Raw genomic sequence first — 9,856 nt, 5'->3', positions numbered from 1 at the left:
TAATCCCCTCAAGGAATGCGATAACCGTAACGGCGTATCCAACAAGGCCAAAATCATCCTCGGTTAATAATCGAGCGGCACAACTGTGCTGATGAAAACCATAAATTTCCGGTAAACAAGCAACATGGCGCCAGGCTGTGCCACGGTTGCCACCTTGGAAATATCGGCGTTTTGAAGTTCTCCAGCTCAACTGGAAGAACTCCATGGAATTTCCATTCTTCATCCGGCTTCATAATATTTGTCGTAATTTGCTTTTGGCTGAAATACAAAATGGCAACCAACATCCAGAACACATTGGTATACGCATTATTCTTGTAAATCGACATGAACATATATCCTGCAAGAGAAGCGAAAAGAGCTGATGTGATATACATCTCATCCCGCATCCCAATAATTTCAAAGTCTCTCTGCGCTTCCAAGAGCTTCATAAATATGGAAACCACCAATAAAAGAAATACACTGGTGCAATCACACCCTGCTCTGCTAATAATTGAAGATACAAACTCGCTGGTTCGCGCTCTTCACGACGAGGATCAAGACCAATCTCACGCGAATATTTGATATGGTTTTCTCCGTAGTTACTCAAGCCAACTCTAAAGATCGGATAATCTGAAAAACATCATCGCCGCAATGCTTCACTCGTACGTCCTCAAAGGACCATCAGCCACCACTGCAGTATCTTTTAAATGGATTCAATTCTGTTAAAGTTAGTATCCTTTCGGCAAAATTTCCCGGCAAAAACTGATTACGACAAGACTAAAACGGATACAACCAGCATTGCAGAAAAAAATTTGGACGATTAAATAGAAAATAAACAAAAATAGTGAATATTAAATTAGCAAAACCGCCGCGAGAATCGAAGTAAAGATTAAAGCCAACGCGCAAGTAACGCCCCCGCGCCTGCTACAAGACGTAATATTATTTTGATTCATGCCAGGTTCGATCCGCAAGCAACAATAAATATGATTGCCAACACTTGGGCATAAGGGTTTGGGTAAGATAGGGTCCAGTGATTTAGGGCGGCCCACATATCCAGAAAATTCATTTCCACCAAACCCCCAATATTCATTGCTAAATGTACCGGTCAAATTCTGATACACACTAATGGAGGCCATCAAAATCCCTGCAAAAATGACCGCCCAAATTGCGTTTCTCAGCGACGAAGATCCTTAATTATATAAATTGCCAGTGAAGAAATCAAAATATTCTGCGCAAGATCAATGAATTCCGTTGTTGCTGGCTCCATGTTCTGCGCCGCCAACGACCGAAACCATTAAAAACACAACATAAACTACAAGAATAAGCTGTTACGAAGCCAGTTAACGGAACGTTCGTTGAACAAGAGCATCCGAATTACGATAACCATTATTAAGAAAACCCACCAAAGGTTGTCCAGGGCCTGGCAACCCAAGAAATTCAGTAAAGGCTCTTTGGACTTGCAAAATTACAATAATAAGAGCCATCAAACCGAGGGTGATTGGAAACCGTACTAAACACCATTGCCAAAGCCGGTATCGTAACCAGTGTTAACCAGCCAAACTGCCCTACGGCAATTGAAATCAAAATGCCAAGAACTGATGCAATAACCACAGACATCAGTGACGCCTTGTTGATATCCAATAGGGATGATTTTTGCATCGGTATGGAATTTACTGTTTTGTCATTCGTAATCATTAATTATTAAACTCAATGAAACCAATTGTATTTATAAGTATCAAAAAATGCTGGAATTAATTAATGTCGTCTTTCTGAACCCAAAACGGACTACGCATTTCCCAAACATACACGGATTTAATTCATCACGTTTGGACTGATCAAGCGCTCCGATGGTTTTTTCAATCAACTCCTGCAGTAATTCCGTTACTGTATTCCCCACCACCGACATGGGGGATCCAGGTTAATTTTCGCATCATATTGATGTAAGTCTACAGGGACCAAAAGTGATTGATAAATTCGTTTAAAATATTCGGCTTGCAGATTCGGCGGAAGTCATGGGAAGCATGACAATGAAACTGTTGTCATTCCACCCCTGCCGATATTGTCGTTACCACGCAATTCTTTTCGTAAGGTATCGGTAACGCTGCCAAGCACCCGCAAAACTCCCTGAGGAGGAAGCGTACCTGTAAAATCTGACATTCCATTTAATTCGATAATACCAATCGAAAGCACATCAGATGAATTTTTGAGACTTCATCTTCCAACAAACGCGTAAAGTATCATGTTATATACGCCCGTGTCGACATCCATCTGCAAACGCTGACGATAAGCCTCAAGAGGAACTCGAATTTGTTCACTTAATATTGCCAAAACCGCCCCCTGCCAGCTCCAACAATAGCGACAACCCTGCATCCTGAAGCGGACTTGGACTATAAGGAGCAACAGGTTGTGCCGCTTCATCCAAAAGTTAAGTTCATAAATTCTATTAATACTACGGGGTAAACAAAATAGTCTGATAGCCTATTGCATTCGCCAAATCAGCCACCAATTGCGGGTCGGTTCCGGATACGTTTAACTCCAAAACACTGGACTCAGGAAGGACAACTGCATCAATGGTGTAATCCTTGGGCACGAAATTTAACACCTGGATAGCTCAACGAATCCACTAATATTCTCTGGCTACCCATAACTTCCGTGTACGTTGCGACAACAGAGGGCAAATCCAGTGTCTCCAGCCCGGCAATTGCAGTTTCCGGGCTGCCTTCACTTGTCAAGCAAAGACCCTGGTGTAATAATAAATCTTGCTGTCGTTTTATATCTAGGAATTGCCAGATATGAAGCAGTCAACGACGCAAGCAAGGAAACAAGCGCAACAAGAAGAACAAGCCACCACCCCCGTTGTAACATCCGAAAATAAAGTTTAAGTTCCATATAAATTATCCTTTCTGCTTTTTGGTAACTTTCAAAAATAAATCAAACAATCTCGAAAAACACAGACCTTGCATTTTTGCAAAGAAATAATATTATACCCGTAAGGATAATAAATTTTACTTAATGCTAGTACCAATGGGATACCCTCTTAAATTCTCGGCTCTATATCGGTAATCACTACAAAATAGATGATGCTGCACTCCCCCTCCCAAAACCCGAAACTCGCAATACGCTAATGAGCGCCTCTTTGTTTAAATACCGCAGTAACCGTATGAAAGAGAATGTTTATATCAAACCAAATGCCAGCCCGTTCGATATAGGCTATATCAAGGCGTAAACGATCATCAAACTCAAGTTGTGCGCGGCCAATGATCTGCCACAAGCCGGTCAAACCTGGCGCAACATCCAATCTTTCGGTATGCCACAGCTTGTAGGTCTCTGCTCCAAAAGAGGTTGGACGCGGTCCCACAAGACTCTTACTCGCCTTTTTAAGACATTGAACAACTGGGGCAGCTCATCCAAACTTGTCTTCGCAAGATCCTGCCTACTTTGGTGATGCGCGGATCATTGGTAATTTAAAATCCGGCCACTGCAGCTCGTTCAAATGAGCATATGTTTCTTTCAGCGCTTCAGCATTCGGAACCATTGAGCGGAATTTATACATGATAAAACGCTTGCCGCCTTTCCCGGTTCGTAATTGTGTAAACATTGCGGGGGCTCCGGGAGAGGTGATGGTAATAACTACCGCAATGACACAAATAACAGGAAGCCAAAATGGAGCACTCAAAAGGACCAGAGCAAGGTCAATCGTCCGCTTAAAGAAAAATAAGCACGCCCCGTAATGATGCGTTTCTTTGGATCAAAGGAATTAATCCATGCATTCTGATCGATAGGAGTTAGTGTCATACTTTGTCATTTTATAGCTTTCTCAGTGGCATCAATGGATCTTTGGGGTATCAACGATTGCTTTGAACGGTCTCGCGCCAAATGTAACAAGTCTTCAAAAGTTAATGCTTCATCAGGAAAGGATGCCACGCCGCAATTGACATGCAGTCCTGCGCGCTCTTCAACAATTTTACAAATGCGTTCAGCCAAAAAAATAGCGCTTTCCAAATCAGTTTCGGGCATAAAATAACAAACCGACCTACATGATCCCGAATAAGCAAATCGGTCTGACGAACCGCCTCACCAATTGACTGCCCAATACGTGCATTGGAAAGCCGGGATAATACATCGTGCTGCAAACTTTTCAACATCTCCCGTACAACTTCTTCATCTTTGGGATAGGCATGAACCACCAGCAAGGATAATGGCCGATGATAGCGCCTGCTTCGGGCAAATTCAATTTTCAACTGTTCTGAAGCAGATTCCATTTCAAGAGCACGATGAGGGAATGTCCCTTGAGCAAGAGCATCCATCAGCGATTCAGAACTTTCAATTCCAACAGCCAATTGATATGAAAGCCACACTCCAACTTCGAGTATTACAATTTCCAAAATAATTACTTCCATATCCAGTGTGGCTGTTAGTTCACGGTCAATGATCTGAAAAAGAGCAAAATAAATTGCGCCCCAGAAAAACATGGGAACAAAAACGGAAACCTTGTGCAGGAGGGAACGAAAATCATTACCGGCACAATAATGATGGCGGTAAGATAAAAATATGCAGCAAAGTTAATAATTGGCGTATTGGAACGATCCAGCTGACCAAGTACCAGTACAAGCAGCAAATAAAATGCAATCCAGAAAAATGATCTCTTAAGATTTGTCACGTTAGCACCTAAAAAATTACATATCAATTACATATCAAAATCAATGAACCGATTTTAACATAGAAATACGACAAATAAAATCGCATTCACGCTCCTTTTATATATAAGTTGTTTTTTTACAAAAACAGGTCGTCAACTGAGTAAGAATAAACGCTAAAAATCTATCTGTATACGAAAGGAAATAAAATGGACCAAAAACCGGAACTTTTCAACTTACAACCTTCTGTCATTACCATTTATAGCACTGCTTGGTGCCCTGACTGTAAACGGGCAAAAAAATTCTTTGGAGAGCATCGCGTACAATATATAAACATTGATATTGAAGAGATTCCAGAAGGGGTGACTTTTGTGGAAAATCTTAACAACGGGATGCGGGTTATTCCTACAATTATCTTCCCTGATGGCGAAATTCTTGTAGAGCCATCCAATTCCCAGCTTGCTGAAAAACTTGGACTAAAGGCCGAAGCAAGCAAAGAATACTATGATGTCATCATTATTGGTAGTGGCCCATCAGGACTAACGGCTGCGTTATATCTGGCGCGTGAGGGAATGGAGACTCTGGTTATTGAAAAATCAGGAATTGGCGGCCAGGCTGGTATAACGCAAACCTTGGACAACTTTCCGGGTTTTGATGAGGGCATCTCAGGAGCAGATTTTGCAGAGCGTTTGAGCAGGCAGGCGCGCAAATTTGGAGTGGAACTCCTGCAAGCACAGGAAGTAACCGAGATCAAAAGGGATGGGCAATACCATATTGTGCAGACCAGTTCAGGCAGACGTTATCACAGCAAGGCTATTCTGCTTACTTCTGGCGCACGTTATCGCCGTATGGATATTCCCGGTGAAGATGAGTTGATTGGCATAAACGTCCATTTTGCGCTACTTGTGACGGTGCTTTCTACAAAGGCAAGAAAGTATTGGTGGTCGGCGGAGGGAATAGCGGCTTCGAGGAAGGTCTTTTCTTAACCAGATTTGCCGCGCAGGTTGATATTATCGTAAACTCACAGGAACCAAAAGCAAGCAGAATATTACAGAACAAAGTGGCTGAGAAGGAAAATATGCGTGTCCTGCTTAATCACAACATCAAGGAGCTGCGCGGAAAAAAACAAACTTGAGTCTGTCATTGTTGAAGACAAAAATAAAAACGAAAGCAAAGAACTCAATTATGACGGCGTGTTTGTATTTATCGGACTAACCCCTAACAATGACCTGCTAAAAGGAACTGCCAATCTTGATCAATGGGGTTTTGTTAAAACTGAGTATATGATGACCAGCGTACCCGGCATTTTCGCTGCTGGCGACGTACGCGCCGGCTCCACAAAACAAGCCGCCTCCGCTGCGGGCGAGGGCGCCTCAGCCGCGCTCGCTATTCGAGAATATTTCAAAAACAATCGGCGAATAAAAGTAAATTACAATAATGTTTCGACTAAAAACGAGGAGAATAATATCTTGACTGATCTATACACCACACAACCATCACAGATTGTGATGTATGCAACCGAATATTGTCCTGATTGCCACAGGGCAAAGGCATTCTTTGACACGAATGGGATTCAATACCTGCGCGTCGGGCTGGAAGGTAACGATAAAGCAACTGAATTCGTAGTCACTGTAAACAAAGGAAATAAAAGCGTTCCAACCATCATCTTCCCTGATGGTGACGTGCTTGTTGAACCAAGCTGGGAAGAACTTCGGGCAAAACATCCAAAACATAAAAATCTACACTGTGTAAAACACAATCAAAAGCAGAGATATTCTTCAAGTGAGATTTATCTCTGCTTTTGATTTAAGCAATTTAATATGTATAATAAAAGTATGAAGAAAACATCTGCTTTCCTTATCCTTATATTTTTTCTAACTGCGTGTGATGCATGGGGTGTCTCTCCACAGCCATTCCCGGTGTGGACTCCCATTCCATCACGGACGCCGGGCATTATTACAGCCACACCCATGATTATCACGCCCACACTTTCCACCGAAATAGTACCAGGTGTAACGGTCCTTTCGCCGAGCACTCCCACAAATACCGAAATCCCATCCCCCACCTTAACGAGTACGCCGATCACCCCAACTGAAACGCCAACTCTTGCACTGATACAGTCTGTGACTGTGGATATTCTTGGTTGTAACACCAGTCTGGACATTAGCCACGGCATGGGTGAAGTGACAAACGCCTACGTCACTGTGAAAAACACAGGAACGGCGGATCTGCCGAATAATTGCGCTCTATTGCGCGCAATCGATGAAGATCGTGAACACCCCGACAAGCAGGTTTGTGTCACAAATTTACCTGCACAAAATCAAGTGACTGAAATTAACTGTTGACTCTGTGTATCAACAAAATACCATTATTCAAGTGGACATTTCTTCAAACGAAGTTGTCTTATTGCGCGTGGATAAACCATCCTGCACGGATATAGGTTTATTTGGCGGCGCTCCTTCAGATCTGGGTGTAATTAAACCAATTCAGCCTTAATGCTTCACTTCATTAATTATTTTGCCAGAGGCAGTGTAAATATAAAGACACTGCCTTTTTCTTTACCTGCACTCCTGGCCCAAATTCTGCCGCCATGTGACTCGACAAGATGCTTCGCAATCGTCAAACCAATTCCTGAGCCGCCGCGCGCGTGGGAGCGGGATTTATCCACAGGTAAAAACGATCAAAGATGCGCGCAAGATGTTCCGGAGGGATGCCATCGCCAGTGTCAGCGACGGAAATAAGCGCTTCATTTTTTGTCACGTTCAATCGAAATGGTCACAGTTCCATGCTCTGGTGTGTATTGCAAGGCATTACCGATCAAATTAGTAAGCACCTGAAGAATGCGCCCTTCATCAGCCAGAACATGTATGGGATCACGCGGCAGGCTCAAAGTCAGTTTGACACGCTTTTCATCGAATTGATATTTTAATCGCTTCGTCACCGTCTGAATTAAGAAGCCGAATCCACAGGGTGGATATCCAATTGAGTAGATCGGGATTCAACACGACTCAACTCCTGCAAGTCATCAACCAGACGGCTCAAACGTCCGGCTTCAGAATGAATCTGTTGATATGTTTCTGTAGATGCGGGGAGCACACCATCCATCAATGCTTCAGCAGTACCTTTGATCGCGGTCAGCGGCGTGCGAAGTTCATGCGCCACATCTCCGATCAATTGGCGGCGCATGGATTCAACCTGTTCGAGCTGCTCTGCCATTTGATTAAAACTTCCCGCAAACGCGAACAAACGTCAAACCCGTCCAAACCAGGCATCATAACGTCAAGGATGACAAGGTCCGGATGAATAGCATACGCCTGCCTTAAACCATCCTCGCCCAAATATGCCTGATGTACAGTAAGCTCAAGAGGCTTCAAAATTACCTCAACCAGCTTCCCTAGTTCGGGATCATCATCAATTACGAGCACTTTTTTGTTCAATTGGCTACCTCACCCTTACAATGTAATTTGATTGTTTTTCGCAGCTTAAAATTCACCCTTCCACCAATAAGATTGACATTTCCATCACTAAATTAATTATGAATTATTTCACGATTACTATATCATAATAGATTTCAAATTTCAAGTTTTAATCTGTTTGTGTGGCCTGCATAATCAGGCGGCATGTTTCCCCCTCCCCTGGCAACTTCCACAAAGTCAAAAGCCTGGGTTTTCAGGTATTTAATATAGTCGTAAGAGTAAGTTTGCCCAAGACCGAAAGATGGATGGGAGTTCGCATGGCATATGACAAAGCCTCTTCCGCTGTCAAACTCACCGAAGAACAACTCGACTTCGACAAATCCATCATTACAGTTGAATCTGAAAAAGGAAATCAATATTTACTCTCAAAGTTGATGAAGCGATTCAATTACGCAACACCCATCCCGCGGCAGGAGTATACGCCTTTGGCATCAGGTCATTGCCTGCTTCGGCTTGAAAGTCCCAAAAAGATAGAATGCCTGGAAAATCGAGAGTGGATAAATTTGCCACGGAAATATTTTGGCGATGGTGGTATTTCAAGCCCGTTTCATAGACTGGGCTTGGATCTGCAACACCTGTTGGATCGCGTCCTGATTTCTCGCTTCAGTCCTGACTGTGAACTGGTTTGAAAAATAATCGGTAGTGGTATACCGTATAGATGAAAAAGCGCGATTCAGTAACTGGAAAGAAATACCTCCAAGTCTCAGCAGGCGAGGTCAGAAGTTGAAAAAACAAATGACAATCAATATGATAGAATCTGTAAACAAATAGCCAATTCATTGCACAAAAATTTTTTTCACCATGAATGTCCTGACTAAAACATTTCCTATCCCTTTCCCTCCTAAATCGGTAGTTACCCATATGAAAAAAAACCTTATAACCCGCCTCATGAAACCGCGGCTCTTAAGCCGCATCTGGAATAAAATCCATTCCCTCTTTTATTTGGATCAATGGATTGTTCTCATAACTGCCAACACTGGATACAAATCCCTTGCGTGGGAAAATTTCAAACCCCTCATTCCACCGCTGGATCGCTTCTGGGCAGATCCTTTTATTTGGGAGCGTGAAGATAAATATTATGTGTTCATTGAAGAATTACCGTACTCAACCAACCGGGGAATTATTATCTGCATAACTCTGGATAAAGAGATGAATATCATCTCCAATCAAGTAGTGCTGGAAAAGCCATACCATCTTTCATATCCCTTTCTTTTTGAACACGAAGAACAGCTTTACATGATTCCGGAAACAAAACAAAATAACAGGATCGAACTTTATCGATGCGTTCACTTCCCGGATCAATGGGAGTATGAGAAAACGCTTATTCCCAATATTCAGGCGCTTGACACGACCCTGTTGAAAAAAGACGGGAAATGGTGGTTGTTTGCAAATATTCAGGAGGAAGGCGGCTCAAGCTGGGATACATTGCACCTATATTATTCAGACAACCCGCTCTTAACCCGATCGTAAAGGACATTTACTCCGCACGCCCTGCCGGACGTATCTTTTTAGATGGAGAACACATAATTCGACCTTCACAAGACTGCTCAGCTCTTTATGGGTATGCAATTAATTTTAATCGCATCATAACGCTTAGTGAAACCGAATACTCCGAGATTCGCGAGAGCGTATTCAAGCCACCAAGCAAAAGCAAAACCATCGCCACCCACACCTATAACTCCATTGGGAGACTAACCGCCATTGACGCAATTCAACTGAGACGCAGGTTTTGACAATCATCTTCACAGGTAAATCTTAAGTAAA

The 9,856-nt window shown here is 42.8% G+C and carries 16 protein-coding genes and 2 pseudogenes; 7 read left to right on the top strand and 11 right to left on the bottom strand.

All coding sequences use genetic code 11. The features are described 5' to 3' along the window. The 6 genes and pseudogenes from IPL71_RS15500 to IPL71_RS15480 all read right to left on the bottom strand — a co-directional run. On the bottom strand, positions 1–205 hold a 205-nt coding region (locus IPL71_RS15500; protein WP_345323142.1), incomplete at its 3' end, for a hypothetical protein. Between the two features lie 2,223 nt (positions 206–2,428). Next, complete coding sequence (locus IPL71_RS15495) at positions 2,429–2,569, bottom strand: hypothetical protein (protein ID WP_345323140.1); 141 nt, start codon at positions 2,567–2,569, stop codon at positions 2,429–2,431. Between the two features lie 131 nt (positions 2,570–2,700). Continuing rightward, positions 2,701–2,868: a Wzz/FepE/Etk N-terminal domain-containing protein gene (locus IPL71_RS26060; protein WP_514130797.1), complete on the bottom strand. Its 168-nt coding sequence runs from the start codon at positions 2,866–2,868 to the stop codon at positions 2,701–2,703. Positions 2,869–3,100: 232 nt separating this feature from the next. Further along, positions 3,101–3,655 (bottom strand): annotated as a pseudogene (locus IPL71_RS15490) (sugar transferase). Then, positions 3,652–3,774 carry a hypothetical protein gene (locus tag IPL71_RS15485; protein ID WP_345323138.1) on the bottom strand — a complete coding sequence of 41 codons (123 nt, stop codon included), beginning with the start codon at positions 3,772–3,774 and terminating at the stop codon, positions 3,652–3,654. Before IPL71_RS15485 ends, IPL71_RS15490 begins: the two are co-directional and overlap by 4 nt. 101 nt (positions 3,775–3,875) lie before the next feature. Next, positions 3,876–4,379 (bottom strand): hypothetical protein, encoded by a 504-nt coding sequence (locus tag IPL71_RS15480; protein WP_345323136.1) that lies wholly within the window; start codon positions 4,377–4,379, stop codon positions 3,876–3,878. 446 nt (positions 4,380–4,825) lie between these two features. Between IPL71_RS15480 and IPL71_RS15475 the strand changes: the two genes are divergently transcribed. The 4 genes and pseudogenes from IPL71_RS15475 to IPL71_RS15465 all read left to right on the top strand — a co-directional run bounded on the left by IPL71_RS15475 (position 4,826) and on the right by IPL71_RS15465 (position 6,961). After that, positions 4,826–5,602 (top strand): FAD-dependent oxidoreductase, encoded by a 777-nt coding sequence (locus IPL71_RS15475; RefSeq protein ID WP_345323134.1) that lies wholly within the window; start codon positions 4,826–4,828, stop codon positions 5,600–5,602. Continuing rightward, positions 5,557–5,926: pseudogene (locus IPL71_RS26055) on the top strand (NAD(P)/FAD-dependent oxidoreductase); the annotation flags it as partial. The gene IPL71_RS15475 and the pseudogene IPL71_RS26055, both read left to right, overlap by 46 nt. Next, a complete protein-coding gene (locus tag IPL71_RS15470) occupies positions 5,900–6,421 on the top strand; it encodes a glutaredoxin domain-containing protein (protein ID WP_514130803.1) in 522 nt (173 codons plus the stop codon). The pseudogene IPL71_RS26055 and the gene IPL71_RS15470, both read left to right, overlap by 27 nt. Before the next feature lie 15 nt (positions 6,422–6,436). Beyond that, on the top strand, positions 6,437–6,961 hold the full coding sequence (locus IPL71_RS15465) for a hypothetical protein (protein ID WP_345323130.1): 525 nt from the start codon (positions 6,437–6,439) through the stop codon (positions 6,959–6,961). Positions 6,962–7,128: 167 nt separating this feature from the next. Here the strand turns inward: IPL71_RS15465 and IPL71_RS26050 are convergent, their stop codons facing one another. Genes IPL71_RS26050 through IPL71_RS26045 form a run of 5 tightly spaced genes read right to left on the bottom strand, consistent with a single transcriptional unit; the run spans position 7,129 to position 8,041 of the window. Continuing rightward, positions 7,129–7,284, bottom strand: coding sequence for an ATP-binding protein (locus tag IPL71_RS26050; protein WP_514130796.1), 156 nt, complete (start codon positions 7,282–7,284; stop codon positions 7,129–7,131). After that, the gene (locus IPL71_RS15460; protein ID WP_345323128.1) at positions 7,236–7,376 is read right to left on the bottom strand and encodes an ATP-binding protein; all 141 of its coding nucleotides are present in this window, start codon (positions 7,374–7,376) and stop codon (positions 7,236–7,238) included. The genes IPL71_RS26050 and IPL71_RS15460 overlap by 49 nt, the downstream gene beginning before the upstream one ends. Then, positions 7,363–7,557, bottom strand: a complete 195-nt coding sequence (locus IPL71_RS15455; protein ID WP_345323126.1) for a hypothetical protein — start codon at positions 7,555–7,557, stop codon at positions 7,363–7,365. The genes IPL71_RS15460 and IPL71_RS15455 overlap by 14 nt, the downstream gene beginning before the upstream one ends. Before the next feature lie 8 nt (positions 7,558–7,565). Further along, a complete protein-coding gene (locus tag IPL71_RS15450; protein ID WP_345323124.1) occupies positions 7,566–7,832 on the bottom strand; it encodes a histidine kinase dimerization/phospho-acceptor domain-containing protein in 267 nt (88 codons plus the stop codon). Continuing rightward, positions 7,787–8,041 carry a response regulator gene (locus IPL71_RS26045; protein WP_514130802.1) on the bottom strand — a complete coding sequence of 85 codons (255 nt, stop codon included), beginning with the start codon at positions 8,039–8,041 and terminating at the stop codon, positions 7,787–7,789. Before IPL71_RS26045 ends, IPL71_RS15450 begins: the two co-directional genes overlap by 46 nt. 308 nt (positions 8,042–8,349) lie before the next feature. On the opposite strand from IPL71_RS26045, the gene IPL71_RS15445 reads away from it, so the two are divergent. From IPL71_RS15445 to IPL71_RS26040, 3 genes are all read left to right on the top strand, one after another. Beyond that, positions 8,350–8,721 (top strand): hypothetical protein, encoded by a 372-nt coding sequence (locus IPL71_RS15445; protein WP_345323122.1) that lies wholly within the window; start codon positions 8,350–8,352, stop codon positions 8,719–8,721. Between the two features lie 232 nt (positions 8,722–8,953). Continuing rightward, positions 8,954–9,562: a glucosamine inositolphosphorylceramide transferase family protein gene (locus tag IPL71_RS15440; protein ID WP_345323120.1), complete on the top strand. Its 609-nt coding sequence runs from the start codon at positions 8,954–8,956 to the stop codon at positions 9,560–9,562. Further along, the gene (locus IPL71_RS26040) at positions 9,466–9,825 is read left to right on the top strand and encodes a glucosamine inositolphosphorylceramide transferase family protein (RefSeq protein ID WP_514130795.1); all 360 of its coding nucleotides are present in this window, start codon (positions 9,466–9,468) and stop codon (positions 9,823–9,825) included. The genes IPL71_RS15440 and IPL71_RS26040 overlap by 97 nt, the downstream gene beginning before the upstream one ends. The last annotated feature ends 31 nt before the right edge of the window (positions 9,826–9,856 follow it).

It is taken from the genome of Candidatus Villigracilis proximus, assembly GCF_016717045.1.
Lineage (GTDB): Bacteria > Chloroflexota > Anaerolineae > Anaerolineales > Villigracilaceae > Villigracilis > Villigracilis proximus.
Note: the sequence above shows the minus strand (reverse complement) of the source record. Positions and strands in the feature narration are given on the sequence as shown.

Bases quoted from the DNA above. Each gene is read 5' to 3' on its own strand.
- IPL71_RS15440 (WP_345323120.1), top strand. From the start codon at position 8,954: ATGAAAAAAAACCTTATAACCCGCCTCATGAAACCGCGGCTCTTAAGC.
- IPL71_RS15475 (WP_345323134.1), top strand. From the start codon at position 4,826: ATGGACCAAAAACCGGAACTTTTCAACTTACAACCTTCTGTCATTACC.
- IPL71_RS15470 (WP_514130803.1), top strand. From the start codon at position 5,900: ATGATGACCAGCGTACCCGGCATTTTCGCTGCTGGCGACGTACGCGCC.
- IPL71_RS26040 (WP_514130795.1), top strand. From the start codon at position 9,466: ATGGTGGTTGTTTGCAAATATTCAGGAGGAAGGCGGCTCAAGCTGGGA.
- IPL71_RS15445 (WP_345323122.1), top strand. From the start codon at position 8,350: ATGGCATATGACAAAGCCTCTTCCGCTGTCAAACTCACCGAAGAACAA.
- IPL71_RS15485 (WP_345323138.1), bottom strand. From the start codon at position 3,774: ATGACACTAACTCCTATCGATCAGAATGCATGGATTAATTCCTTTGAT.
- IPL71_RS15480 (WP_345323136.1), bottom strand. From the start codon at position 4,379: ATGGAAGTAATTATTTTGGAAATTGTAATACTCGAAGTTGGAGTGTGG.
- IPL71_RS26060 (WP_514130797.1), bottom strand. From the start codon at position 2,868: ATGGAACTTAAACTTTATTTTCGGATGTTACAACGGGGGTGGTGGCTT.
- IPL71_RS15465 (WP_345323130.1), top strand. From the start codon at position 6,437: ATGTATAATAAAAGTATGAAGAAAACATCTGCTTTCCTTATCCTTATA.
- IPL71_RS15450 (WP_345323124.1), bottom strand. From the start codon at position 7,832: ATGGCAGAGCAGCTCGAACAGGTTGAATCCATGCGCCGCCAATTGATC.